Consider the following 25145-nt stretch of genomic DNA (forward strand, 5'->3'; position numbering starts at 1 on the left):
CTAGCATGGGCGTCATCACAATGTCGTGGACGGGATGCATCTCATGGTTACCAGGAGTTATCAGGACACTTATGCACAGAGCCTGGAGGAGCCGGATGAATTCTGGCTGGATGCGGCCGGAAAGATCTCGTGGGCAAGGCCTCCGCAGCAGGCCCTGGATTCCAGCCGGGCACCGCTTTACAGCTGGTTTCCGGACGGCGTCCTGAACACTTCCTACAACGCCCTCGACCGCCACGTGGCAGCCGGGCGGGGCGAACAGGATGCGCTCATATACGACTCCGCCATGCTCGGGACCCGGCGCCGCTACAGTTATGCGGAGCTCACCGGACTGGTGGCCCGCTTTGCCGGTGTGCTGCGCAGCCAGGGCGTGGGCAAAGGGGACCGGGTGGTCATCTATATGCCAATGATTCCCGAAGCCGCCATCGCCATGCTGGCAACGGCGCGGCTTGGTGCGGTCCATTCTGTGGTCTTCGGCGGTTTCGCGCCCAAGGAGCTCGCTGCCCGTATTCGGGACGCCGCGCCATCCGTGTTGGTCACGGCGGCCGGCGGAATCGAACCTTCGCGACGGATCGAGTACCTGCCCGCAGTGGAGGAAGCCATCCGCCTGGCCGGAGCCCCCGGGCTCCCCGTGATTGTCACGGCGCGGGATGGATTTGCCTCCGCAGCGTCGGACTACGCCGGCTGGCTGGACTGGGAAACGGAGATGGCGGCCGCAGTGCCGGCAGCGCCGGTCGACGTCAAGGCCACAGATCCGCTCTACATCCTCTACACGTCCGGAACCACAGGCACTCCCAAGGGAGTGGTGCGGGACAACGGCGGCCATGCCGTAGCGCTCAGCTGGACCATGGAAAACGTCTACGACATCGGGCCCGGAGACGTTATGTGGACCGCTTCCGACGTCGGCTGGGTGGTGGGGCACTCCTACATCGTCTACGGCCCGCTGCTGGCCGGCGCCACTACTGTCCTCTACGAAGGGAAACCGGTGGGCACGCCTGATGCTGGTTCCTTCTGGCGGGTGATCCAGGATCACAAGGTCAATGTCCTTTTCACCGCGCCTACCGCGCTCCGTGCCATCCGGAAGGCCGACCCTGGCGCGACTCTGTTGGGGGACTATGACATCTCCAGCCTCCGGACACTCTTCGCAGCGGGGGAACGGCTCGACACGGATACCTTCCACTGGGCCTCACAGGCACTGGGCGTCCCCGTGGTGGACCACTGGTGGCAGACCGAGACGGGCTGGGCCATCTGCGCCAACCCACGGGGACTGGAAGAGCTGCCGATCAAGGCAGGATCGCCGAGCGTTCCAATGCCGGGGTTCAAACTCAACATCGTCGACGGACTGGGGGAGGGCGTCGGAGCCGGGACTGAAGGAAACATAGTGCTTGGGCTGCCGCTGCCGCCCGGTACGTTGACCACCCTCTGGGGCAACGACGAACGCTACGTCTCCTCCTACCTGCAGGCGTTCGAGGGGAGCTATGCCACAGGTGACTCCGGTTACCGGGACGAGGACGGCTACGTCTTCGTGATGGGCCGCACTGACGACATCATCAATGTGGCGGGACACCGGTTGTCCACCGGCGCCATGGAGCAGGTCCTCGGCCAGCACCCCGCGGTGGCCGAGTGCGCGGTGATCGGCCTCTCGGATCCGCTGAAGGGCCAGCGGCCCAGCGGATACGTAGTGCTCAAGGCGGGCGTGGACGTGCCCGAGGACATTCTGGTCAAGGACCTGATCGCGCTGGTCCGCCGGGACATCGGGGCGGTTGCGGACTTCAAGCACGTGGCAGTGGTGGAGGCCCTGCCCAAAACCCGTTCGGGCAAGATCCTCCGCAAGACCATGCGGCAGATCGCCGACGGCGAGGAGTACGTGGTGCCGTCCACGATTGAGGACGCCGGGGTCATCGACCAGCTGATCGGGACCCTTCGCCCCGCCGGCCCCCGGAAGTAACAGGCGGGATCAGCCCTGCGCCCGCCGGCAGTGTCCGGACGTCAGCCCCGGTTCCAGCGATACTCGTTCTCCGGCCTGCCCGGCGCGCCGTACCGGGCGGTCCGGGAGACGGTTCCGGCGTCCGCCAGGTATTCGAGGTAGCGCCGGGCGGTCACGCGGGACATCCCCAGGGCGTCCATCACCTCCGTGGCCGAAACTGCGTCCTGCTGCTGCTTCATGAACTCCTTCACGGCGTCGAGGGTCGACGTAGACAGGCCCTTAGGCAGCGGCAGCTCGCTCGGGGCCCGCAGGCTCGCGAAAGCCTGGTCAACGTCGCTCTGTGAGGCCCCGGACCTGGCCCCTCCCGAGCCGGCGCCGAGCTGCTCCCGGAACTGCTGGTAGCTGGCCAGCTTGTCCGCAAACGTGGCGTAGGTGAACGGCTTGATGAGGTACTGGACAACGCCAATCGACACGGCGCTGCGCACGATGTTGAGTTCGCGAACGGCCGTAATGGCAATAATGTCGGCCAGCAGTCCTGAAGCCCGCATCCGCCGGGCAATGTCCAGGCCATGGAGATCGGGAAGGTTCATGTCCAGCAGGACCAGCTCCACCGGGTTGCCGGCGGCCGAGAATTCTGCCAGCAGACGCAGCGCCGATTGACCGTCGGGGGCCGTACCGGCCAGGGAAAAGCCTTTGAGCCTCCCCACGTAGGCGCCGTGCGCCGCCGCTGCCACGGGTTCATCCTCAACGACGAGGACTCTGATATCGCTCATAAAAGCTCCTTGGTGGTCCCGGTTGTTGTGCCGGCCGCTGCGCCTGGTGGGGCGTCGGAGGCGGTGCGTGAACCGGTGGCGGCGGGGAGGTGAATGTGGAAATGCGCCCCGCGGGGATTCGTGATGGTCATGGTGCCGCCGAGCCGGTGGACCGCCTGCCGCACCAGCGCCAGGCCGAGCCCCCGTCCGTACTTGCCGGGCGCCTTTGTGCTGAAACCGTATCGGAACACGTCATCCACCGCATCGGGGTCGATTCCGCGGCCGGAGTCCTCCACGGTGATATCCACGCCCCGGACGCCCGTATCCACCGACAATTCGACCCACTTGGGGGCCGGGGCATCGGCTGCAGCGTCAATGGCGTTGTCCAGCAGGTTGCCGAGGATGGTCACCAGGTCCTGCACGGCCACGCCGGCAGTCCCGGCCGTACTGTTCGCCTGCAGGCCAAGTTCGACGCCGCGCTCGTGCGCTTCTGCCGCCTTGCCCATGACGAGGGCGCTCAGGACCGGTTCCTCCATGGAGCCCACCATCTCGTCGGTGAGCTGCTGGCTGAGCTCCAGGTCCTTGGTGGCAAAATCCAGGGCTTCGTCCGCCCGCCCCAGTTCCATCAGCGAAACGATTGTGTGTAGCCGGTTGGCGTGCTCATGGGTCTGGGCCCGCAGGGCGTCGGAAAGAGTGCGCATGGTTTCCAGTTCGCTGCCCAGGGACTCGATCTCCGTACGGTCGCGGATGGTTGCGACCGTGCCAAACACCGCCGGGCGCTGCCGGCCGGCAGAGGATGCGGGTCCCACCGCGGGCCCCTGGTTGATCACCAGGACCCGGGGTCCGGCCAAATGGATTTCATCCAGCACGGTCCTCCCGGATTCGAACAGGTCCTTCAGGCTGGTTGCCAGTGGGAGGTCACTGATCAGGACGGCGTCGGCAGAGTCGACCCCCGAGGAGCGCGGGGCCAGCCCCAGGAGTTCAGCGGCCTTGTCGTTGTACATCACCACACGGCCCTTGGGATCGATGAGGATGACCCCTTCCCGGACGGAGTGCAGGACAGACTCGTAGTACGCGAACAGCTGGGCGAGCTGTTCGGGCCCCCAGCCCCGGGTGACATTGCGCAGGTAGCGGCCCAGCAGCCAGGACGCCACGGAGCCTCCCACCAGGAGCGCAAACGCAATCGCCAGGATCGCCGGCAGCCGGCCGGCGAGGGCAACATCCACTGTATTTACCGTCACTCCGGCGGCCACCAGGGCCTTCACGTTTCCCGATGCGTCCTTGACGGGTGCGATGGTGCGTACGGACGGCCCCAGCGTGCCGGCCGTGATTTCGGTGAACACCTGGCCGTTCAAGGCGGCATCAATGGAGCCGATATAGGGCTTGCCGATTTCCTCGTCCCGCGGGTGGGTCCACCTGGTCCGGTCGGGAGCCATGATGGTGATGAAATCCGCGTCGGCGTCGCCCATGACTTCCAGCGCGTAAGGCTGAAGCAGAGCGGACGGGTCGGCCGAGCCGGCGGCCTGCAGCACGAGGGGATTGTCGGCAATGGCCGTAGCAATGCCGGACATGCGCCGTCCTGCCTCGTTGTAGGCATGGTCCCGGGCATCAATGAAGGTGGCCGTCCCTACTGTTGCGGTCAGCGCGAGCATGAACAGCAAATGCGCCACGAACAGCCGGCGCGCGATGCTCCACTTATGCCTCATTCCAACCTTTCATGACCAATATGAACGCAACGGTGAGCCAGGTCACGCCATGCCCAATGATGGATATCACACCGGACGGACGTGAAGAGCCCAGAGAATGTGCCGCAACGTCTTCCAGATTATCCATAAGGAGACACATCATGGCTTCTCAACGAGGAGAGTCAGCCGCGCCTGTGAAAGCAAAGCGCAAGGGACTCGACAAGTCGCACTACCTCTACATCGCCGTCATCGTCGCCGTCATCCTCGGTGCAGTGATCGGATTGCTGTTCCCGGAGGTCGGCAAGTCACTGAAGCCGCTGGGCGACGGCTTCATCAAGCTGATCAAGATGATGATCGCCCCCATCATTTTCTGCACCATCGTGCTCGGCATCGGTTCCATCGCCAAGGCTGCCACCGTAGGCAAAGTCGGCGGCCTGGCCCTGGGCTACTTCATCCTGATGTCCACCTTCGCCCTGGCCATCGGCCTGGTCGTAGGCAACCTCATCCACCCGGGCGAAGGGCTTAACCTGACCCCGTACGATCCCAACAAGAAGGCGGCCACGGACAGCACCGTCGACTTCCTGCTTGGCATCATCCCGGGCGACATTCCGGTGCTCCCCACACTCCTGGCCGCCATTCTGGTCGGCTTCGCCCTCCAGAAGATGGGCCCCCAGGGTGCACCCATCCTCAAAGCCATCGGGCACGGACAGGCACTGGTCTTCCGCATCCTCATCATGATCATGTGGCTTGCTCCCGTCGGCGCCTTCGGTGCGATCGCGGCGGTCGTCGGTGCCACCGGCTTCCAGGCAATCGTGAGCATGTTCACCCTCATGATCGCCTTCTACATCACCTGTGCACTGTTCATCGTCGTGATCCTGGGCGGACTGCTGCAGGTTGTGGCAGGGGTCAACATCTTCCGGCTCATGAAGTACCTGGCCCGGGAGTACCTGCTGATCTTCTCCACCTCATCCTCCGAGGCTGCGCTGCCCCGCCTGATCGCCAAGCTGGAACACCTGGGTGTCTCCAAGCCGGTTGTCGGCGTCACGGTTCCCACGGGCTACTCGTTCAACCTCGACGGAACCGCCATCTACCTGACCATGGCGTCCCTGTTCGTGGCCAACGCCATGGGCACCCCGCTGGACCTGGGCGCCCAGGTTTCCCTGCTGGTCTTCATGATCATCGCCTCCAAGGGCGCCGCCGGTGTCACCGGCGCCGGCCTGGCAACCCTGGCGGCCGGCCTCCAGGCCCATGCACCGCAGCTGCTGGGCGGCGTGGGCATGATCGTCGGAATCGACCGGTTCATGTCCGAGGCCCGCGCCCTGACCAACTTCACCGGTAACGCGGTGGCCACGGTCCTGATCGGCACCTGGGTCAAGGAGATCGACGGCGGCCAGGTGGAACGTGTCCTGTCCGGCGAAGAGCCCTTCGACGAGCAGACCATGATCGCAGGCCATCACGTCGCCGAACCGGAAGCCCCGGCCAGGCCGGTTGCCGCGAACGCCTGAGCCGGTACCTGAGCCAGAACCGAACCGCCCGTGCAGGGTCATCCTGCACGGGCGGTTTTTCGTGCCCGCGGCATCAACCTTCGACCTTTACCAGAAGGTAAAGGCTCAATCAAGGGCGCGTGTCAAGTTCCGTTGAATCACGGTTGCGGCGCTGTAACCTTGGGTGGAAGAACCATCGGCGCTGAACATTCAGCGGCAGGACATCAACGTCATCGAAAGTGTGGATAGATACGTGAGCAGCGAACAGGGTTCCGCAACTCTGGAAGGCACCGAACTCGACCTGGAAGACGCCGTCATGGGTCCCACCGGGCGCCCCTACCGCGAATTTCCCGAGCCTGCGCCGCTGTCGTCCCACGGCCCCGCCCGTGTGATCGCCATGGTGAACCAGAAGGGTGGAGTGGGTAAAACGACTTCCACCATCAATCTGGCCGCCGCGCTCGCCGAATACGGCCGCCGTGTCCTGCTGGTGGATTTCGACCCCCAAGGGGCGCTGTCCGCCGGTCTCGGGACGAATCCGCATGAACTGGACCTGACGGTCTACAACGTCCTGATGGACCGCAAAGTGGACATCCGCGACGCCATCCAGCACACCGGCGTCGAGAATGTTGACCTGTTGCCGGCCAACATTGACCTCTCCGCCGCGGAAGTGCAGCTGGTCAACGAGGTCGCGCGTGAACAGGTGCTGGACCGTGCCTTGAAGAAGGTCGAGGATGATTACGACGTCGTCCTGATCGACTGCCAGCCGTCGCTTGGCCTGCTGACGGTCAACGCTCTCACAGCCGCCCACGGCGTCATCATCCCGCTGATCTGCGAATTCTTTGCCCTGCGCGCTGTCGCGCTGCTGGTGGAAACCATCGACAAAGTCCAGGACCGGCTGAACCCCAGGCTGCAGGTGGACGGGGTGCTTGCCACGATGTACGACGCCCGCACACTGCACAGCCGCGAGGTCATCAGCAGGCTGGTGGAGGCGTTCGGGGACAAGGTCTTCGAGACCGTTATCAAGCGCTCCATTAAGTTTGCCGACGCAACAGTGGCCGCGGAACCGATCACCAGCTACGCCGCCAACCACATCGGCGCCGACGCCTACCGCCGCCTGGCCAAAGAGCTGATTTCGCGCGGCGGCGCGCCCTAGCCAAGGCTGTGGCACTGGCAGGCACCCAGCTCGCTCCCACCCGCCTCCAGGCAGAGCCGGAGGCAGGGCCGCTGGCGGATTCTCCGGCAGACCCGGCGGCGGTGCCGGCGAAAAAACCCGGCTTCGAAGTCAGGCTTGCCAACTTTACGGGTCCCTTTGACCTGCTGCTCGGCCTGATCACCAAGCACCAGCTGGACATTACGGAAGTGGCCCTGGCCACTGTGACCGATGAATTCATCAAGTACATCAAGAACCTGCAGCAGCTGGGCGAGGAATGGGCGCTCGACGAGGCCAGCGAATTCCTGGTGATCGCAGCTACCCTCCTGGACCTCAAGGCCGCCCGGCTCCTGCCGGCGGGCGAGGTTGAGGACGATGAGGACATCGCCTTGCTCGAGGCGCGGGACCTCCTCTTCGCCCGGTTGCTCCAATACAAGGCCTTCAAGCACGTGGCCGGACTGATCAATTCCACCCTGGAGCTCGAAGCCCGCAGCTACCCGCGCCAGGTGGCCCTGGAAAACCACTTCGCCGCACTGCTGCCGGAACTGGTGTGGCGCCATACGCCGGGGCAGTTCGCCGCCTTGGCGGAAGCCGCCCTGAAACCCAGGGAAGCCGCCCCGACCCAGATCGGCCTGGCACACCTCCACGGCAGCGCCGTCAGCGTCAAGGAGCAGGCCGAAATCCTTGGACTGAAGCTCCAGCAGGGAAGGCCGCTGTCCTTCCGCGCGCTGATCGCCGACGCGGAATCCACGCTCGTCATCGTGGCCCGTTTCCTGGCCCTCCTGGAAATGTTCAGGGACAAGGTGGTCGCGTTCGACCAGCTCCTGCCGCTGGGCGACCTCACGGTGCACTGGACGGCAGCGGATGATGAATGGAGCAGCCAACATCTCAGCGAGGAATACGAGGAACAGCCGTGAGCGCTACGTCGCCGGATCCAACCACCAGCGGGGACGGGGAGAGCGGACTGAATGTGGCCGATCTCCCCGGCGGCGCACGCGCCGCCATCGAAGCGGTGCTGATGGTGATTGACCAGCCGGCCACTGCCACGGAGCTCGCCGCCGGGCTGAACTTGACGGTCGACGCCGTCGAGAAGCTGCTCGCGGAACTTCAGCGCGAGTATAACGGCTATACTGTTAATGCCCCGGACACGGACGTTGCCAGCGATGCTGGCCACAAATCCAGCCCCCGGGGTTTTGAATTGCGGAATATCGCCGGAGGCTGGCGCATCTATTCCCGCACGGAGTTCGCCGACGTCGTCGGCGGGTTCGTGCTGGAGGGACAGACAGCCAGGCTGACGCAGGCGGCGTTGGAAACGCTCGCCGTCATCGCATACCGCCAGCCCGTATCAAGGGCCAGGGTGTCTGCAATTCGAGGAGTTAACGTTGACTCTGTCGTGCGGACGCTGATGCAGCGGGGACTGATCGAAGACTCGGGAACCGATCCCGAGTCCGGAGCCATCCTTTACCGCACGACGTCGTATTTCCTGGAACGCATGGGAATCGGCTCGGTGGCTGAGTTGCCGCAGCTTTCACCCCATCTTCCGGGGCTTGAAGGCATCGACGAGTTCTACGACGCCGGAAGAATGTAGGCAGTATCCCTGCCTGCGCACAAGTATCCACCAGGGCGGACTTAATCCGCCCGGCTGGCCAGTGTTGTCGGGAGACAACCTCGCCGGCCAACATAACGAAGGACGGGTCATGACACAGGCGGGACGCCAGGGTTCACCACGTAACAGTTCGGGACGCAACAGCGCCGGACAAAACAAAGCCGGACGCAATCCGGCGCAGGGCGGCAGTCGTGCAGGCGGTGCCGGCTACAAGGGCGGCGGCGACCGTCCCTTCAAGCACCCCAAGCCTCGGGAAGAGGCCTTCATCGATCCGGACCTGCAGGGTCCGGCCGGCGAACCGGCAGACCGCCCGGTATCCGGTGACTGGAAGCAGGGCAAGCCTGCAGCCCGGAAGCCCGGTTCACGCAAGCCCGGCGCCGGCAAGGTGCCCGGCACTCCCGGAGCCCTCAAGCCCAAGCCGCGGTCCGCTGCGGCCAAGACATTCGGTACGCGCGCATTCGGCGGCGAACGGTTCGGCCAGAACCTCGGAGCCGTCCGTAAGCCTTCGCGCAAGCGCGGACCCCGCGGCGATGTTCCGCAGTCTGAAATGCACGATGCCGACGGCATCCGCCTGCAGAAGGTCATGGCCTCCGCCGGCGTCGCTTCACGCCGCGTCTGCGAGGAAATGATCTCCGAAGGCCGCGTTGAAGTGGACGGCAAGGTGGTCACCGAACTCGGCGTCCGCGTCGATCCCAAGACTGCCGTGATCCACGTTGACGGCCTGCGCATCCAGCTGGACGAAAACATGGTCTACATGGTGTTCAACAAGCCCAAGGGCGTTGTGTCCACCATGGAAGATCCGGACGGCCGTCCGTGCATCAGCGATTTCGTCCGCAACAGCCACGGCGAACGCCTCTTCCACGTGGGACGCCTCGACGTCGCCACCGAGGGACTACTGCTGTTGACCAACGACGGCGAACTCGCCAACCGTTTGACGCACCCGTCCTACGAGGTGCCCAAGACCTACCTGGTCCAGGTGCGCGGCCCGTTCCCGCAGGGAATCGGCGCGCAGCTGAAGTCAGGCGTTGAACTCGAGGACGGATTCGCGTCGGTGGACTCGTTCAAGCTGGTGGACTCCACACCGGGCCACGTGCTGATCGAGGTTGTGCTGCACTCCGGCAAGAACCGCATCGTACGCCGCCTCTTCGACGCCGTCGGCTTCCCTGTCCTGCGGCTCGTGCGGGTCAAGGTGGGTCCCATCGGCCTGGGAGACCAGCGCCAGGGGAGCATCCGCAACCTCGGCAAGCAGGAAGTCGGCCACCTGCTGGCATCCGTAGGGCTATAGCGCATGTCAGCCTTTCGTACCCACGGCCGCGGGCACCTGAACGGCCCGGCGGTGGTTATCGGAACGGGACTGCTGGGAACCAGCATCGGCCTCGGACTCCGGGGGCGCGGCTTGTCCGTGTTCCTGTCCGATCCGTCACCCACCAACCAGGCGGTCGCCGTCGATATCGGGGCAGGCCTTCCCTTGTCGCGCCTTGGAGACGAACAGCCTGAACTCGTTGTGGTGGCCGCGCCGCCGGACGTAACAGCTGACGTGGTGGAACGGTCGCTGGCCGACTACCCGGCGGCAACCGTCGTGGACATCGCCAGCGTCAAGGCCGGTATCCTGGCCGACCTGCGCGGTCGCGGCGTGGACCTTTCCCGCTACGTGGGGACGCATCCGATGGCCGGCCGGGAAAAGTCCGGACCTGTGGCGGCCCGTGGCGAACTGTTCACTTCCATGCCGTGGGTGGTGTGCCCGTCGGAGGAAACGTCGCCCGGCGCACTGCAGGCCGCCCGTGCCCTGGCGACGGATCTCGGTGCCATGGTCACCCAGTTCGGCGCCGAGGAACACGACCAGGCTGTGGCACTCGTGTCGCACCTTCCCCAGGTCATGTCCTCCCTCGTTGCCAGCCGGCTGCAGGGTACGCCCATACACGCCTTGTCGCTTGCCGGCAACGGCCTGCGCGATGTCACGCGGATCGCGGCCAGCGATCCCACGCTGTGGGTCCAGATCCTTGGCGGGAACGCGGCGCAGCTGGTCGACATCCTGCACGGGGTCCGCGAGGACCTCAATCGGCTGATCGGGACCCTCGAAGATCCCACGGCACCGGGCGCCCGCCTTGACCTGGCGCAGCTGATCAGCGAGGGCAACGCCGGGCAGTCCCGCATTCCGGGCAAGCACGGCGGCCCCCCGCAGGCGTACTCATGGCTGACCGTCCTCGTGGACGACCGGCCGGGGCAGATCGCCCGCCTCCTGACGGAGATCGGCGAGATCGGGGTCAACCTCGAGGACCTGCGGCTGGACCATTCCTCCGGGCAGAATGTAGGAATGGTGGAACTGTCGGTTTTGCCCAACAAGCATGATCTGCTGATCGAAGCACTCAACGACCGTGGATGGCGGGTACTGCAGTAATGACACAGGAACTCATCGATACCGTACCCATGCTCCGTCAAGGCAGGCCGTTGGTTGTTGCCATCGACGGCCCTTCGGGGTCCGGAAAATCAAGCGTCAGCCGCGAAGTGGCACGCCGCCTGCGCCTCGCGTACCTGGACACGGGCGCCATGTATCGTGCCCTGACCTGGTACTGCCTGGAGCAGGGCATTGACCTGAACGATGCCGCCGCCATCGAGCAGGCTTCCGAAGACCTGCCGCTGGAAGTCAGCACCACCCCGACCGAGGAATACGTACGGGTCGGCGGAACAGACGTCACCCTGGCCATCCGGGAACCGGCCATCTCCTCGGCCGTCAGTGCCATCGCCACCACCCTCGGTGCGCGAAAGGAACTGGTGCGCCGGCAGCGTGAGCTGATCGAGATCCACCACCGCCGCATCGTGGTGGAAGGTCGCGACATCACTACCGTCGTCGCGCCCGGGGCAGAAGTCCGCATGCTGCTGACTGCCAGCGAGGAGGCCAGGCTTCGCCGCCGGGGCGTCCAACTGGGCGGCACGCAGACCGCAGAACAGCTGGCGGCCCAGGTCACCCAGCGCGATGCCAAGGACTCCACCGTAGTGAACTTCACCACAGCGGCGGACGGCGTTGTCACCTTGGATTCTTCGGATCTTGACTTCGACGGCACAGTTGACGCGGCCTTGGGCATAGTCAACAAGGTCGTTAATCGTGACTGACGCCGCAGGGCACGCGCCCCGCTCTTTCCCGGCGGGCGCTTGCGTCCTTCCGGGCGCCTGGACCATGGCCTGGAGCCGGCCCGTCGGCTGGTTCCTCGACCACGTTGTCTACCGGACAACTGTCCGCGGACGGGAGAACGTTCCAACGGCGGGTCCCGTGATCTTCGCAGGGAACCACATCAGTTTCCTGGACGGGCCGGTGATGTTCGGCGCCTCACCGCGCCCCATGCACATCCTGGTCAAGAAGGAAATGTTCAAGGGCTTCCTGGGGCAGGTGCTCAAGGCCTCGGGCCAGCTGCCGGTAGACCGGTCCGGTGACCGTGCCGCACTGCAGATAAGCAAGTGCGCGCTCGACGCCGGCCGCTGCGTCGGCATCCTCCCGGAAGGAACCCGGGGGAGCGGCGAGGCATCCACTATCAACAACGGGGTGGCCTGGCTCGCGCTGAACTCCGGCGCGACGGTGGTTCCGGTTGCCATCCTGGGCACCAGGATCGCCGGTGAGCACCTCGACGCAGTTCCCCGGCCCGGCCGGAGACTGCACGTCAGTTTCGGCGAGGCCGTAGCAGTGGTCCGCAGGCCCGGCGAGACAGGCCGTGTTTCAATGGACAGGGCGGGAAATGAGATCCGCGCTGCTCTGGCGCGGCATGTCCAGCAAACGATTCAACTCAGCGGGCAGCCTTTGCCCGGCGCGGATTCCCCGCAAGAACGTCATGAAGAAGTAGCCGGGACGCCGGCAGATCACCACTAAGGAAAGTGCAATGAGCGATACGACTCAAGCCTCCGGCAAATTTGGCGCCGGCGAAGACGAATACACGCCCACCGGCACGGACCAGGTGGCAGAGCATCTTGCTGCCCTGGACGATGACGAGGCCGAGCTTCGTGCTGCCTCCCTCCGGGCAGGCCTGGACGACTACGAACTGGACGAGGAAGACGCCGCCCTCCTGAGCGGCGAATATGACGACCACGACTTCGACGGCCCGGTTAAACTGGATCCCGTCCTGGCGATCATCGGCCGGCCCAACGTGGGTAAGTCCACCCTGGTGAACCGTATCCTCGGACGCCGCGAAGCCGTCGTGGAGGATACCCCCGGCGTCACGCGTGACCGTGTTATGTACTCGGCCACCTGGAACGGGCGGAACTTCACCGTCGTCGACACCGGCGGCTGGGAGCACGATGCCCGCGGCATCCACGCCCGCGTAGCCGAACAGGCCGAGATGGCCGTGGAGCTTGCCGACGCCGTGCTGTTCGTCGTTGACTCCGCCGTCGGCGCCACCGCCACGGACGAAGCCGTCGTGAAGATGCTCCGCAAGAGCAAGAAGCCGGTCATCATGGTGGCCAACAAGGTGGACGACTTTGCCCAGGAAGCCGATTCGGCAACCCTGTGGGGCCTCGGCTTCGGCGAGCCGTACCCGGTGTCCGCACTGCACGGCCGGGGCGTCGCCGACCTCCTGGACCACGTTATGGACACCCTGCCTGAGTTCTCGACGATTGAAGGCCTGGAGCGCTCCGGCGGTCCGCGCCGCATCGCCCTGATCGGGCGTCCCAACGTGGGCAAATCGTCGCTGCTGAACAAGCTGGCCGGCTCCGAGCGCGTTGTGGTGGACAACACCGCCGGCACCACGCGCGACCCGGTCGATGAGTTCATCGAGCTTGGCGGGCGCACTTGGCGCTTCGTGGATACCGCTGGTATCCGCCGCCGCCAGCACATGGCACAGGGCGCTGACTTCTATGCCTCGCTGCGTACCCAGAGCGCCCTGGAAAAGGCGGAGGTCGCCGTCGTACTCCTCGCCGTGGACGAAGTGCTCAGCGAGCAGGACGTACGCATCCTGCAGCTTGCCATCGAATCCGGCCGCGCACTGGTTCTCGCATTCAACAAGTGGGACCTGCTGGACGACGAACGCCGCAGTTACCTCGAGCGTGAAATTGAACAGGACCTGGCCCACGTGGCCTGGGCGCCGAGGGTCAACATTTCGGCACTGACCGGCTGGCATAAGGACCGTTTGGTTCCTGCCTTGGATACGGCACTGGAAAGCTGGGACAAGCGCATCCCCACAGGCCGCCTGAACGCGTTCCTCGGCGAACTGGTGGCGGCTCACCCGCACCCGGTCCGCGGCGGCAAGCAGCCCCGCATCCTTTTCGGCACCCAGGCTTCCAGCCGTCCGCCCAAGTTTGTGCTGTTCACCACCGGTTTCCTGGATCCGGGATACCGTCGTTTCATCACCCGTCGCCTCCGCGAAACCTTCGGTTTCGAGGGCACCCCCATTGAGGTCAACATGCGTGTCCGCGAAAAGCGGGGCAAGAAGCGTTAATTCCGACACACCTTGCCCGTGACACCCACAAAGTGTCACGAGCACCCTCCGGAATCGTGTAAGCTTTTGGAGGTGGTTCGGCCGGACTGCTGAGGTGAAAATCCCGGGGAAACCCGAGAGTAAACCGAGGCGGAGAACGGCGGAACTAACGGGCTGTAGCGCAGCTTGGTAGCGCACTTGACTGGGGGTCAAGGGGTCGCAGGTTCAAATCCTGTCAGCCCGACCAAAGAAACCGCTCCACCGCAGGGAAGAATCCCGGCGGCGGGGCGGTTTTTCTTTCTGCCGGTTTTTGGCGCCCCTTGCCTTTGTGCGGCGCTACTTCAGGAAACGGGAGGTCCGCCGGTCGGCCAGGATCTTGCCTCCGGTCTGGCATGTAGGGCAGTACTGCAGGGCCCTGTCGGCAAAAGACACTTCCCGGACCGTGTCCCCGCAGACGGGGCAGGGCTGCCCGGTCCGGCCGTGGACCCGCATGGTGCTCCGCTTTGCATCCTTCAGTTCGTTTGGCGCCTTTCCCACGGCGTCTGTTACGGCCGCCCCCAGGATACTGTGAACGGCGTCGTACAGGACGCGGACATTGTCCGGATCCAACGACTTTGCGATGGCGAAGGGCGAGATCCGGGCAGCGTGGAGGATTTCGTCGCTGTAGGCGTTGCCGATCCCCGCAATCACCCCCTGATTGCGTAACAGTCCCTTAATCTGCTGGGTGCTGGCGGAAAGAATTTCGGCGAACGCACCCAGGCCGAACGAATCGCCCAACGGATCGGGACCCAGGCTGGCCACCCCCGGGATATCCGTCGGATCCCTGACCACGTAAAGCGCAAGACTCTTCTTTGTGCCGGCCTCGGTCAGGTCGATTCCGAGATGGGTTTCGCCGCTGTCGGTTTCCGGGCTGTTCCTGGCGAATTCCAGCCGCGCGGCGATATACCCCTTGCCCCGCGGCAGCACGGCATTCGAGGGCGATTCCGTGTACCGCAGCCAGCCGGCCTTGGCCAGATGGAACGCCAGGTAGATTCCGCCGGTATCCAGGATGATGAACTTCCCCTGGCGCTGGACGTCGGTGATGGTCCGGCCTCCCAACGCCGTGTACGGCGGGTCCGCCGTCTTGAGGACCGCAAACGAGACGATCTGGATTTTCGTCAGCACGGCTCCGCGAAGCTGGGTGCCCAGGAAAGCGCTCAGCCCGGCCACTTCGGGAAGTTCTGGCATGTCACCACTGTGCCACAAGGGTCCGACGGGGCGCTCCCTGCCGCGGCAGTTGATATGCATATACTTTCAGCGGCGGCTTGTTCTGCAGACCTCCGATGACATTGCTGATTGACCGATATTCCTGGTTGACCCGATGAAAGGCCCCTGATGAGCAACATTCCCGAAGACCTGTCCTACACTGCCGAACACGAGTGGGTTACCGCGCCGAACGCTGACGGCGTGGTGCGCGTGGGCATCACCGATTTTGCCCAGGACGCGCTGGGTGACGTCGTCTACGCCCAGATGCCCGAAGTCGGCACGAAGGTAACCGCGAACGACGTCGTGGGCGAGGTGGAGTCCACCAAGAGCGTGAGCGACATTTATGCCCCCGTGACTGGCGAAATCGTTGCCCGGAACGAAGCGCTGGACACCGATTCGGCGCTCATTAACAGCGATCCCTACGGCGAGGGCTGGCTGATTGAAGTCAAGCTTGCAGAGGCTGATGCAGTGGAGTCCCTGCTCAGTGCATCGGAGTACGAACAACAGGTAGGCTAAAGACAACTGGCATGGCGGTCCGGCTGTTAAGCAATTGACAGCCGGACGACACGCCGATTACCGGATCAGCCAGGCTTTTCCGGAGGGTACGCGTTGTTTGCAGGGGGACATCTGCAACGGAAGAGGAGGAATCCATGGTTGGTCACGAGAAGAACCACAGCAGTGGTGATTACGGCACGGGCGGAGTGAAGGCTTCGGAGACCACCTCGATCCACCTCACGCCAATTCGTGACGAGCCGATCATTGAGCCCAGGCTGTCCCGGGAGGAACGGGTTGCCGTCGAGGCGCTTCCGTTCGGTTCGGCACTCCTGGTTGCCCACAGCGGACCCAATGCGGGCGCGCGTTTCCTGCTGGACTCGGACGTCACCACGGCCGGCCGCCACCCGGACGCGGACATCTTCCTTGACGACGTCACGGTGTCCCGCCGCCACGTCGAATTCCGCCGGACTGCCCGCAGCTTCGAGGTCGTTGACACCGGCAGCCTCAACGGCACCTACGTCAACCACGACCGCGTGGACAGCGTGGAACTCAAGTCCGGGAATGAAGTCCAGATCGGCAAGTTCCGGCTCACTTTCTACCTCAGCCCTGCCCGCGCAGCAGGCAACGTCTGATCCCGGGGTAGTTGCCTGTGGTACTGGCACAACCGGAACGGCGCGGACCCCAGGTCCTGAACATAGGGGAAGTACTCGCGCAGCTGAGCGACGACTTTCCCGGAATGACCGCGTCCAAAATCAGGTTCCTTGAAGAAAAAGGCCTGATTAACCCGCAACGCACGCCCGCCGGCTACCGGCAGTACGCGGACACCGATGTTGAGCGGCTTCGATTCGTCCTTGCCCTCCAGCGGGACCAGTATCTTCCGCTGAAGGTCATCAAGGACTATCTCGACGCCATCGACCGCGGCGAACGCCCGGAGAACCTGCCGCCTGGCGTCACGGTGTCGCCCCGGATCGTTTCCGACGAGCTCGCCACCGAACTCCAGAACAAAGTGCGCAGGCTGAGCGAGGACCAATTGCGGGCCGAGTCCGGCGCCAGCGTGCCGCTGCTGCAGTCCCTGCTGGACTTCGGCCTGATCGGCCACGTCAACGGGAAGTTCGACGAGCACGCCCTGCAGGTGGCACGCGCGTGCGTGCAGTTGGAAAGCCACGGCCTCGAACCCCGTCACCTTCGGCCGTTCCAGGCGGCCGCGGAACGGGAATTCGGGCTGGTGGAGCGGGCTGTCGCGCCGCTCACCTCGCGCAAGGACGCTGCGTCCCATGCCCGGGCCGCTGAGGCAGCCCGGGAAATCAGTGATCTGTGCCTGACGCTGCACCGTGCCCTGGTGCAGGACCGTATATCGCGAATGGACATCTGATGATTGAAGTGGAGATCGTGGGTGTGAGGATCGAGCTGCCCTCGAACCAGCCGCTGGTGCTGCTGCGGGAGATCCACGGAGAAAGGCACGTGCCCATCTGGATTGGCACCCCCGAGGCCAGCGCGATTGCGCTGGCCCAGCAGGGTGTGGTGCCGCCGCGGCCCATGACACACGACCTTCTGATCGACGTCGTCGAGTCGCTGGGTCACTCGATCGTCAGCGTGAACATCGTTGCTGTTGAAGACAACATCTTCTACGGCCAGCTGCAGTTTGAAGACGGCACCGCCGTGAGTTCCCGGGCCTCTGACGCCCTGGCTTTGGCGTTGCGGGCCAAATGCCGCATCTGGTGCGCGGACTCGGTCATGGATGAAGCCGGTGTCCGGATTACCGAACACGACGAAGGCGAGGACACCGAGCCCGGTCCCACCGTGGACGAGGAGCGCGAACTGCGGCGCTTCCGGGAGTTCCTGGACGACGTTGAACCGGAAGACTTCGACGGCTGAGATCACATTAAGGTTGAAGTTGAGCCTGAAAGTTTCGACACGCCCCCGAAATGGGGCCAACGTCTTTGACCTTGGGGCGTGGCAGGCCTAACGTCGAAGGTATCAAGTTCCCATTGCATACAACAGCCGCGCAAGTCACACTGGAATGTGCAGCCCCGGCTGAATTACACGGATGAATTTCAAATCTGTGATCGCTGTTGCTGCGACTTCCTTAGGGGAGCATACGACGAGGAGGGTCCACGTGAGTCCGAAAGGCGAAGCAGGCGAGCTAAAGCAGGCTTCAACGGCAGGCGTAGCCCTGCCGGCGAGTGGTGCCCAGGGCCTCCTCTTCACGGAAGACCTCCCCGTCCTGGACGAGGATGCAGGTTACCGCGGACCGACCGCCTGCAAGGCCGCAGGCATCACCTACCGCCAGCTCGACTACTGGGCCCGCACGGGCCTCGTTGAGCCTGCCGTGCGCGGTGCCGCCGGCTCCGGCTCGCAGCGTCTCTACGGATTCCGAGACATTCTGGTGTTGAAAGTGGTCAAGCGGCTCCTGGATACCGGCGTCTCGCTGCAGCAGATCCGTTCCGCGGTGGAGCATCTGCGCGAACGTGGCGTTGAAGACCTCGCCCAGATCACCCTGATGAGCGACGGCGCAAGCGTTTACGAGTGCACGTCCGCGGATGAGGTCATCGACCTGGTCCAGGGTGGCCAGGGCGTCTTCGGGATTGCCGTCGGCCGCGTGTGGCGCGAAGTGGAAGGCAGCCTCGCGGCGCTTCCCAGCGAGCATGTCGTCGAGCAGTCCTTCCCGGATGATGAACTCAGCAAGCGCAGGGCCGCCCGCAAGATCGGCTGACCGGAGCAGCCGGGCTGGATGTCAGGTCAACACGGGACCAACAGAAAAGGCCGTCTTCCATCAGGAAGGCGGCCTTTTCTGTGCTTAGACGGAACGCGGAAGCGCGCTACCGCAGGCTGCGTTCCCGGGCTGCCCCGGTGGAATCCGCGCCGTTGGAGGCCAGGAGGTTATCGAGCAGGGTGTTGAACAGGCTGGCGGCGTTCTTGGCGGAATCACCCGGCCAGTGATGAACAGAATGGGCGGCGCCCTGGATCTGCTGCCAGTTTGCCTGCTCCGGAATGTGCGGGGTCAGCAGCAGTTCACCGAACATGGACTGCATCTCGGCCAGGCGGAAGGCGTGCTCGGAGGAACCGGTGCGGACACGGTTCGCGATGATCCCGGCAGGGGAGAGGTTCGGGGCGAACTCCTGGCGGAAGAGCTGGATGGCGCGCATGGTGCGCTCAGTGCCGGCGACCGAAAACAATCCCGGTTCGGCGACGAGGGCCACCTTGCTGCTGGCCGACCACGCCATCCGGGTCAGGCCGTTCAGCGAGGGCGGGCAGTCGACCAGGATCAGCTGGTACTTGTCCGTGCCGGCCAGGACTGCCGAGAGCCTGCGCAGGTCCCGGCGGCCGAGGTCCGGGCGGTCGTAAATGCCGGTGTATGCGGAACCGAGGGCCACGTCCAGGACGGCGGGCCGGGCTCCGTTGTAGTTTTCGCGGGCCACCCAGCTGCTCGTGACGACGTTCTCCGCCAGGCGGGCCCGGCGCGGTGACTTGAGCATCCTGCCGATATCCAGTTGGTCATCGGGCTGGACGCCCAGTGCGGTGCTGGCGTCCGCATGGGGATCAAGGTCCACCACGAGAGTGGGGATGCCGGCGGCCAGGGCCGCAGATGCCAATCCGGTGGTGACGGAAGTTTTGCCGACCCCGCCTTTGAGGCTGCTGATGCTGACTACTTGCACTTGAAAAACCAATACCTAACGCCGGTTGCCGTGTTGGGGTAGTGCCGGCTCCGGCTTGCCCGGAGCGGAGGGCGGGCTTGCGCCACCCCCAACTCATCATATGTTGCCGCGCCGGTGAATCCCGTTTCATTGGGCGTGTGTGTGCGGCGCATCCGGCGGGACCCCGAACGCCGCTGCCTCCCCGGCGTGCCTATTCCCGCCCGCATGACGGATAATTCTGTGATGGTCGACACAATGATTTGTGTTTCCCCGCGCACGTCTTACACACTGTGACCACTTACCGATACACCCGCGCAATGATGCAGGAGAAGTATGTTTTCCAAGATTCTGGTGGCTAACCGCGGCGAGATCGCGATCCGCGCCTTCCGTGCCGGCTACGAGCTGGGCGCCAAAACTGTAGCCGTGTTCCCCAACGAGGACCGTAACTCCATCCACCGCCAGAAGGCTGATGAAGCGTACCTGATCGGCGAAGAGGGCCACCCCGTCCGCGCCTATCTCGACGTGGACGAAGTGGTGCGGGTGGCCAAGGAATCCGGGGCCGACGCAATCTACCCCGGTTACGGCTTCCTCTCGGAGAACCCGGACTTGGCCCGCGCCGCAAAAGCAGCGGGCATTACCTTCGTCGGCCCGCCGGCCGAGGTGCTTGAGCTGGCCGGCAACAAGGTTGCCGCCCTGAAGGCCGCCCGCGAAGCCGGCGTGCCCGTCCTCAAGTCCAGCGAGCCGTCCAAGGACGTGGACGAACTGATCGCCGCGGCGGACGAAATCGGCTTCCCCATCTTCGCCAAGGCCGTCGCTGGCGGCGGTGGCCGCGGCATGCGCCGCGTGGACACCCGGGATGCCCTGCCCGAGGCGCTGCAGGCCGCCATGCGCGAAGCCGACGCTGCGTTCGGGGACCCCACCATGTTCCTGGAGCAGGCAGTCCTGCGCCCCCGCCACATCGAAGTCCAGATCCTGGCCGACGCCGATGGCAACATCATGCACCTCTTCGAGCGCGACTGTTCCATCCAGCGCCGCCACCAGAAGGTCATTGAGATCGCGCCGGCACCCAACCTGGACGAAGGCATCCGCCAGGCGCTCTACCGCGATGCCGTGAAGTTCGCCAAGGCGCTCAACTACGTCAACGCCGGTACGGTGGAATTCCTCGTGGACACCGTCGGGGAACGCGCCGGCCAGCATGTGTTCATTGAGATGAACCCGCGTATCCAGGTGGAGCACACCGTCACCGAGGAAGTAACGGACGTGGACCTGGTCCAGGCGCAGCTGCGCATCGCTTCGGGCGAGACGCTCGCGGACCTGGGTCTCTCCCAGGAAACCGTCCAGCTCAAGGGTGCGGCGCTGCAGTGCCGCATCACCACCGAGGACCCGGCCAACGGCTTCCGGCCCGACGTCGGGAAGATCACCGGCTACCGCTCGGCCGGCGGCGCCGGTGTAAGGCTCGACGGCGGCACCGTCTACTCGGGTGCCGAGATCAGCCCGCACTTCGACTCGATGCTGGTCAAGCTGACCTGCCGCGGCCGCAACTACCCCGCAGCTGTGGCGCGGGCCCGGCGTGCCCTGGCGGAGTTCCGCATCCGCGGTGTGTCCACCAACATTTCCTTCCTCCAGGCCGTCCTGGACGACAAGGACTTCGTCGCGGGCGATGTGGCGACGAGCTTCATTGACGAGCGCCCCGAGCTGCTCAAGGCCCGCGTCTCCGCGGACCGCGGCACCAAACTGCTGACCTGGCTGGCAGAGGTCACCGTCAACAAGCCCAACGGCGAACTCACGGTCCACTCGAACCCCGCTGCGAAGCTGCCCGCCGTGGGGGACACCCCCGCCCCCAAGGGTTCGCGCCAGCGGCTGCTCGAGTTGGGTCCCGAGGGCTTCGCCAAGGCCCTGCGCGAGCAGACTGCCGTGGCCGTCACGGACACCACGTTCCGCGACGCCCACCAGTCGCTGCTGGCCACCCGCGTCCGCACCCGCGACCTCGTCGCGGCGGGCCCCGCCGTCTCCGCGCTGCTCCCTGAGCTGCTCTCCGTGGAGGCCTGGGGCGGAGCCACGTACGACGTCGCCCTGCGGTTCCTCGGCGAGGATCCCTGGGACCGGCTCGCAGCCCTCCGGAAGGCTCTGCCCAACATCTGTCTGCAGATGCTGCTCCGCGGCCGGAACACCGTGGGCTACACACCGTACCCGGAGGAGGTCACCGAGGCCTTCGTCAACGAGGCCGCAGCCACCGGAATCGACATCTTCCGGATCTTCGACGCCCTGAACGACGTCAACCAGATGGCTCCGGCCATCCGGGCGGTGCGGGCCACCGGCACCGCCGTCGCCGAAGTCGCCCTCTGCTACACCGGCGACATGCTCGATCCCGACGAAAAGCTCTACACGCTGGACTACTACCTGGAGCTGGCACAAAAGATCGTCGACGCCGGCGCGCACATCCTGGCAATCAAGGACATGGCGGGCCTGCTGCGCCCTGCGGCCGCTGCGAAGCTTGTCGCGGCCTTGCGGGACCGTTTCGACCTCCCGGTCCACCTGCACACCCACGACACGGCAGGCGGGCAGCTGGCCACGCTCCTGGCGGCTGTGGATGCAGGAGTGGACGCAGTGGACGTCGCGTCGGCGTCCCTGGCCGGCACCACCAGCCAGCCCTCTGCATCCGCCCTGGTTGCCGCCCTGGCCCACACCCCGCGCGACACCGGCCTGGGCCTTGCCAAGGTCAGCTCGCTGGAACCTTACTGGGAGGCCGTGCGGCGTGTCTACGCCCCGTTCGAGTCGGGCCTGCCGGGTCCCACCGGCCGCGTCTACCAGCACGAGATCCCCGGCGGCCAGCTCTCCAACCTGCGGCAGCAGGCCATGGCCCTTGGCCTCGGCGAACGCTTCGAGGCCATCGAGGACATGTACACGGCAGCCGACCGCATCCTGGGCCGGCTCGTGAAGGTCACGCCGTCCTCCAAGGTGGTGGGTGACCTCGCCCTGCACCTGGTGGGCCTCAACGCCGACCCCGCCGACTTCAACGAGAACCCGCAGAACTACGACATCCCGGACTCCGTCATCGGGTTCCTGTCCGGCGAACTCGGCGATCCTCCCGGAGGCTGGCCCGAGCCGTTCCGCACCAAGGCCCTCCAGGGCCGCAGCATCAAAGTACGCGACGCCGATCTGAGCGCCGAGGACAGCGCCGCCCTGAAGGGTGATTCCAAGACCCGTCAGCAGACCCTCAACCGGCTGCTCTTCGAAGGTCCCACCAAGGATTACCTGAAGAGCGTGGAGACCTACGGCAACCTCTCGGTCCTGGACACCCGCGACTACCTGTTCGGGCTCCAGCGCGGAGCGGAACACGAGATCGAACTCGAGAAGGGCGTGCGCCTGATCGCCTCCCTCGAAGCCGTTTCGGAACCGGACGAGAAGGGCATGCGCACCGTGATGTGCACGCTCAACGGGCAGTCCCGGCCGGTTGTGGTCCGCGACCGCTCCGTTGTCAGCAACGTCAAGGCCGCTGAAAAAGCGGACCCGACGCAGCCGGGCCACGTCGCCGCGCCGTTCGCCGGTGCCGTCACCCTGACGGTCAAGGTGGGCGACGCCGTCAACGCCGGCGATACGGTCGCCACCATCGAGGCCATGAAAATGGAGGCCTCCATCACGACGCCGGCGGCCGGCACGGTTTCCCGGCTGGCGGTATCCGCCGTGGAACAGGTCCAGGGCGGAGACCTGCTGCTCGTGGTCGAATAGGCCAGTGGAGTAAGCCACAAACGGAAAGGCCTCCCGGCGAATGCCGGGAGGCCTTTCCGTTTAATGACCGTCCCGGCAATCGCCGGGACGGTCATATGCAGCCAGTGCTAGCGCTGGATCTAGTGCTGTCCTGACGGCTCGGCACGGGCCGGGCGGGGTGCAGCGTACATGTCCACGATGACCGATTCGAAGTCCTTCATCACCTGGGCCCGCTTGACCTTCATTGACGGGGTCAGGTGGCCGGATGCCTCGGTGAAGTCGGACGGCACGATCCGGAACGACTTGATGGCCTCGGCCTGGGACACGGACTGGTTGGCGTGCGTGATCAGGTCCTGGACTGCAGCCTTGACCACGGGATGGTCCGCCGCTGCTGCAAGGGTGGTGCTGCCAGGCAGCCCGTGGCGCTGCAGCCAACCCGGCAGGGCTTCCTCGTCCAACGTCACCAACGCGCCGATGAACGGCCTGTTGTCTCCCACCACGAGGACCTGCGACACGAGAGCGTCAGCCCGGATCTGGTCTTCCAGCAGGGCAGGCACCACGTTCTTGCCGCTGGCCGTTACGATGATTTCCTTCTTGCGGCCCGTGATGGTCAGGAAGCCGTCACTGTCCATTTGGCCGATGTCGCCGGTGCGGAACCAGCCGTCCACGAAGGTGTCGGCCGCGAGGTCGTCACGCTTGTAGTAGCCGCGCATTACGCAGACGCCCTTGGCGAGGATCTCGCCGTCGTCGGCTATCTTCACCGCATTCCCGGGCAGCGGGGCACCTACCGTTCCGATCCTGATCAGCTGGGGAGTGTTCACCGTGATCGGGGCCGTGGTTTCGGTCAGGCCATAGCCTTCGAGGATCTGCATGCCGATGCCCTGGAAGAAGTGCCCCAGGCGTTCGCCCAGGGGTCCGCCGCCGGACACGGCGTGGGCCACCTCGCCACCCATGGCCGCGCGCAGCTTGCTGTAGACGAGCTTGTCGAAGAGCGCATGCCGGAGCTTGAGGCCGAATCCCACAGAGCCGGCCTGCCGGGCACGCGAGTAAGCGATGGCGGTGTCGGCCGCCTTGTGGAAAATGGCCCCCTTGCCGCCGTCCTCGGCCTTCGTCAGGGCGGAGTTGTAGACCTTTTCGAACACCCGCGGCACCGCCAGGATAAACGTCGGTTTATAGCTCTGCAGGTCCGGCAGGAGGTGCTTGATGTCCGGCGTGTGGGCCACGGTGACACCGGCAGCCACGGCCAGGACCGAGATGAAGCGGGCGAACACGTGGGCCAGCGGCAGGAACATAATGGTCCTGGCTTGCTCATGGACGATACCGGACAGCGAAGTGGCCAGGGCGTTCTCGGAAAGCTCCACGAAGTTGCCGTGCGTCAGTTCGCAGCCCTTGGGCCGGCCCGTGGTGCCCGAGGTGTAGATGATCGTGGCGACGTCAGAGAGCGAAGCCAGGCTCCTGCGTGCTTCCAGGTCTTCGTCGCTGACGGCCGTACCGGCGGCGCGCAGTTCCTCCAGGCCTGCACCATCAAGCTGCCAGACGTGGGCAAGCGAAGAGAGTCCTTCGGATGTGGCGGCCTGCCGGATGATGTCCTCGTGGTGCGCTGACTCGCCAAAGGCGGCGACTGCACCAGAGTCGCCCAGGTTCCAGGCCACCTGAGTGGGTGAGGACGTCTCGTAGATGGGAACGGAGATGCCGCCGGCGAACCAGATGGCGAAGTCCACCAGTGCCCACTCGTACCGCGTGCGGGACATGATGCCAACGCGGTCCCCGGCTGCGACGCCGCTGGCGATGAGGCCCTTGGCGAGGACGCGGACGTCTGCGAGGAAGTCGGTGGCGGAAATATCCTGCCACTGCCCGGCGGCATCGAGACGCGAATACAGGGACGGGTTCGAGGCCTTGGCGGCTTGCCGTAGCACCAGGTCGGTGATGTTGGTTTCCGGGGGTACTTTGACCAAGGGCGGAACACTGAATTCGCGCACGATAGCTCCTTTGTTATCCATAGACCCGCAGGGGGTACTGCTAACACTAGTACGCCCGTTGCGGAGGTGTGTTCTGATTAACC

At 65.1% G+C, this 25145-nt stretch carries 21 protein-coding genes and 1 tRNA gene; 17 read left to right on the forward strand and 5 right to left on the reverse strand.

Annotated elements, in window-relative coordinates:
- The first annotated feature begins 43 nt into the window (after positions 1–43).
- On the forward strand, positions 44–1945 hold the full coding sequence (locus J7I79_RS15790; protein WP_214954769.1) for an AMP-binding protein: 1902 nt from the start codon (positions 44–46) through the stop codon (positions 1943–1945).
- 41 nt (positions 1946–1986) lie between these two features.
- On the opposite strand, the gene J7I79_RS15795 is transcribed toward J7I79_RS15790, so the two are convergent.
- Together J7I79_RS15795 and J7I79_RS15800 are read right to left on the reverse strand one after the other, a co-directional pair.
- Complete coding sequence (locus J7I79_RS15795; RefSeq protein WP_104175451.1) at positions 1987–2697, reverse strand: response regulator; 711 nt, start codon at positions 2695–2697, stop codon at positions 1987–1989.
- Complete coding sequence (locus J7I79_RS15800) at positions 2694–4382, reverse strand: sensor histidine kinase (RefSeq protein ID WP_251042871.1); 1689 nt, start codon at positions 4380–4382, stop codon at positions 2694–2696. Before J7I79_RS15800 ends, J7I79_RS15795 begins: the two co-directional genes overlap by 4 nt.
- Before the next feature lie 140 nt (positions 4383–4522).
- Between J7I79_RS15800 and J7I79_RS15805 the strand changes: the two genes are divergently transcribed.
- The 10 genes from J7I79_RS15805 to J7I79_RS15850 all read left to right on the forward strand — a co-directional run bounded on the left by J7I79_RS15805 (position 4523) and on the right by J7I79_RS15850 (position 14247).
- Positions 4523–5866 carry a cation:dicarboxylate symporter family transporter gene (locus J7I79_RS15805; protein ID WP_214954771.1) on the forward strand — a complete coding sequence of 448 codons (1344 nt, stop codon included), beginning with the start codon at positions 4523–4525 and terminating at the stop codon, positions 5864–5866.
- A gap of 232 nt (positions 5867–6098) precedes the next feature.
- Positions 6099–6998 carry a ParA family protein gene (locus J7I79_RS15810; protein ID WP_028271698.1) on the forward strand — a complete coding sequence of 300 codons (900 nt, stop codon included), beginning with the start codon at positions 6099–6101 and terminating at the stop codon, positions 6996–6998.
- A gap of 71 nt (positions 6999–7069) precedes the next feature.
- Positions 7070–7912 carry a ScpA family protein gene (locus tag J7I79_RS15815; protein ID WP_251042882.1) on the forward strand — a complete coding sequence of 281 codons (843 nt, stop codon included), beginning with the start codon at positions 7070–7072 and terminating at the stop codon, positions 7910–7912.
- Positions 7909–8583: an SMC-Scp complex subunit ScpB gene (locus J7I79_RS15820; RefSeq protein WP_311380595.1), complete on the forward strand. Its 675-nt coding sequence runs from the start codon at positions 7909–7911 to the stop codon at positions 8581–8583. The genes J7I79_RS15815 and J7I79_RS15820 overlap by 4 nt, the downstream gene beginning before the upstream one ends.
- A gap of 109 nt (positions 8584–8692) precedes the next feature.
- Entirely contained in the window at positions 8693–9886 is a 1194-nt protein-coding gene (locus tag J7I79_RS15825; RefSeq protein WP_214954773.1) for a pseudouridine synthase, read from the forward strand.
- Positions 9887–9889: 3 nt separating this feature from the next.
- On the forward strand, positions 9890–10999 hold the full coding sequence (locus J7I79_RS15830; RefSeq protein WP_214954775.1) for a prephenate dehydrogenase: 1110 nt from the start codon (positions 9890–9892) through the stop codon (positions 10997–10999).
- A complete protein-coding gene (gene cmk / locus J7I79_RS15835; protein ID WP_214954777.1) occupies positions 10999–11712 on the forward strand; it encodes a (d)CMP kinase in 714 nt (237 codons plus the stop codon). The genes J7I79_RS15830 and cmk overlap by 1 nt, the downstream gene beginning before the upstream one ends.
- A 64-nt stretch (positions 11713–11776) precedes the next feature.
- Positions 11777–12460, forward strand: a complete 684-nt coding sequence (locus tag J7I79_RS15840; protein ID WP_214955040.1) for a 1-acyl-sn-glycerol-3-phosphate acyltransferase — start codon at positions 11777–11779, stop codon at positions 12458–12460.
- Between the two features lie 10 nt (positions 12461–12470).
- Positions 12471–14021, forward strand: coding sequence for a ribosome biogenesis GTPase Der (gene der / locus J7I79_RS15845; RefSeq protein WP_104175457.1), 1551 nt, complete (start codon positions 12471–12473; stop codon positions 14019–14021).
- A gap of 149 nt (positions 14022–14170) precedes the next feature.
- Positions 14171–14247, forward strand: a tRNA-Pro gene (locus J7I79_RS15850).
- An 89-nt stretch (positions 14248–14336) separates the two neighbouring features.
- Here the strand turns inward: J7I79_RS15850 and J7I79_RS15855 are convergent.
- A complete protein-coding gene (locus tag J7I79_RS15855) occupies positions 14337–15227 on the reverse strand; it encodes an Fpg/Nei family DNA glycosylase (protein ID WP_214954779.1) in 891 nt (296 codons plus the stop codon).
- Between the two features lie 147 nt (positions 15228–15374).
- Between J7I79_RS15855 and gcvH the strand changes: the two genes are divergently transcribed.
- The 5 genes from gcvH (at position 15375) to J7I79_RS15880 (ending at position 18453) form a co-directional block, all read left to right on the forward strand.
- Positions 15375–15761: a glycine cleavage system protein GcvH gene (gene gcvH, locus J7I79_RS15860; protein WP_104175459.1), complete on the forward strand. Its 387-nt coding sequence runs from the start codon at positions 15375–15377 to the stop codon at positions 15759–15761.
- A gap of 134 nt (positions 15762–15895) precedes the next feature.
- Positions 15896–16372: an FHA domain-containing protein gene (locus J7I79_RS15865; protein ID WP_104175460.1), complete on the forward strand. Its 477-nt coding sequence runs from the start codon at positions 15896–15898 to the stop codon at positions 16370–16372.
- 23 nt (positions 16373–16395) lie between these two features.
- Complete coding sequence (locus tag J7I79_RS15870; RefSeq protein ID WP_214955041.1) at positions 16396–17112, forward strand: MerR family transcriptional regulator; 717 nt, start codon at positions 16396–16398, stop codon at positions 17110–17112.
- Positions 17112–17615, forward strand: coding sequence for a bifunctional nuclease family protein (locus J7I79_RS15875; protein WP_214954781.1), 504 nt, complete (start codon positions 17112–17114; stop codon positions 17613–17615). The genes J7I79_RS15870 and J7I79_RS15875 overlap by 1 nt, the downstream gene beginning before the upstream one ends.
- 241 nt (positions 17616–17856) lie before the next feature.
- On the forward strand, positions 17857–18453 hold the full coding sequence (locus J7I79_RS15880) for a MerR family transcriptional regulator (protein ID WP_214954784.1): 597 nt from the start codon (positions 17857–17859) through the stop codon (positions 18451–18453).
- Positions 18454–18559: 106 nt separating this feature from the next.
- Here the strand turns inward: J7I79_RS15880 and J7I79_RS15885 are convergent, their stop codons facing one another.
- Positions 18560–19396: a ParA family protein gene (locus tag J7I79_RS15885; RefSeq protein ID WP_214954786.1), complete on the reverse strand. Its 837-nt coding sequence runs from the start codon at positions 19394–19396 to the stop codon at positions 18560–18562.
- A gap of 312 nt (positions 19397–19708) precedes the next feature.
- Here J7I79_RS15885 and J7I79_RS15890 point away from each other — a divergent pair, with 312 nt between their 5' ends.
- Entirely contained in the window at positions 19709–23104 is a 3396-nt protein-coding gene (locus J7I79_RS15890; protein ID WP_214954788.1) for a pyruvate carboxylase, read from the forward strand.
- A 119-nt stretch (positions 23105–23223) separates the two neighbouring features.
- Here the strand turns inward: J7I79_RS15890 and J7I79_RS15895 are convergent, their stop codons facing one another.
- On the reverse strand, positions 23224–25062 hold the full coding sequence (locus J7I79_RS15895; RefSeq protein WP_214954791.1) for a long-chain fatty acid--CoA ligase: 1839 nt from the start codon (positions 25060–25062) through the stop codon (positions 23224–23226).
- Positions 25063–25145: the final 83 nt, after the last annotated feature.

This window comes from Arthrobacter sp. ISL-69 (assembly GCF_018613775.1).
In the GTDB taxonomy this organism is placed as follows: Bacteria; Actinomycetota; Actinomycetes; order Actinomycetales; family Micrococcaceae; genus Arthrobacter.

Bases quoted from the DNA above. Each gene is read 5' to 3' on its own strand.
- J7I79_RS15840 (WP_214955040.1), top strand. From the start codon at position 11,777: ATGGCCTGGAGCCGGCCCGTCGGCTGGTTCCTCGACCACGTTGTCTAC.
- J7I79_RS15805 (WP_214954771.1), top strand. From the start codon at position 4,523: ATGGCTTCTCAACGAGGAGAGTCAGCCGCGCCTGTGAAAGCAAAGCGC.
- J7I79_RS15800 (WP_251042871.1), bottom strand. From the start codon at position 4,382: ATGAGGCATAAGTGGAGCATCGCGCGCCGGCTGTTCGTGGCGCATTTG.
- J7I79_RS15865 (WP_104175460.1), top strand. From the start codon at position 15,896: ATGGTTGGTCACGAGAAGAACCACAGCAGTGGTGATTACGGCACGGGC.
- J7I79_RS15875 (WP_214954781.1), top strand. From the start codon at position 17,112: ATGATTGAAGTGGAGATCGTGGGTGTGAGGATCGAGCTGCCCTCGAAC.
- J7I79_RS15790 (WP_214954769.1), top strand. From the start codon at position 44: ATGGTTACCAGGAGTTATCAGGACACTTATGCACAGAGCCTGGAGGAG.
- J7I79_RS15855 (WP_214954779.1), bottom strand. From the start codon at position 15,227: ATGCCAGAACTTCCCGAAGTGGCCGGGCTGAGCGCTTTCCTGGGCACC.
- J7I79_RS15890 (WP_214954788.1), top strand. From the start codon at position 19,709: ATGTTTTCCAAGATTCTGGTGGCTAACCGCGGCGAGATCGCGATCCGC.
- gcvH (WP_104175459.1), top strand. From the start codon at position 15,375: ATGAGCAACATTCCCGAAGACCTGTCCTACACTGCCGAACACGAGTGG.
- cmk (WP_214954777.1), top strand. From the start codon at position 10,999: ATGACACAGGAACTCATCGATACCGTACCCATGCTCCGTCAAGGCAGG.
- der (WP_104175457.1), top strand. From the start codon at position 12,471: ATGAGCGATACGACTCAAGCCTCCGGCAAATTTGGCGCCGGCGAAGAC.
- J7I79_RS15795 (WP_104175451.1), bottom strand. From the start codon at position 2,697: ATGAGCGATATCAGAGTCCTCGTCGTTGAGGATGAACCCGTGGCAGCG.
- J7I79_RS15825 (WP_214954773.1), top strand. From the start codon at position 8,693: ATGACACAGGCGGGACGCCAGGGTTCACCACGTAACAGTTCGGGACGC.
- J7I79_RS15830 (WP_214954775.1), top strand. From the start codon at position 9,890: ATGTCAGCCTTTCGTACCCACGGCCGCGGGCACCTGAACGGCCCGGCG.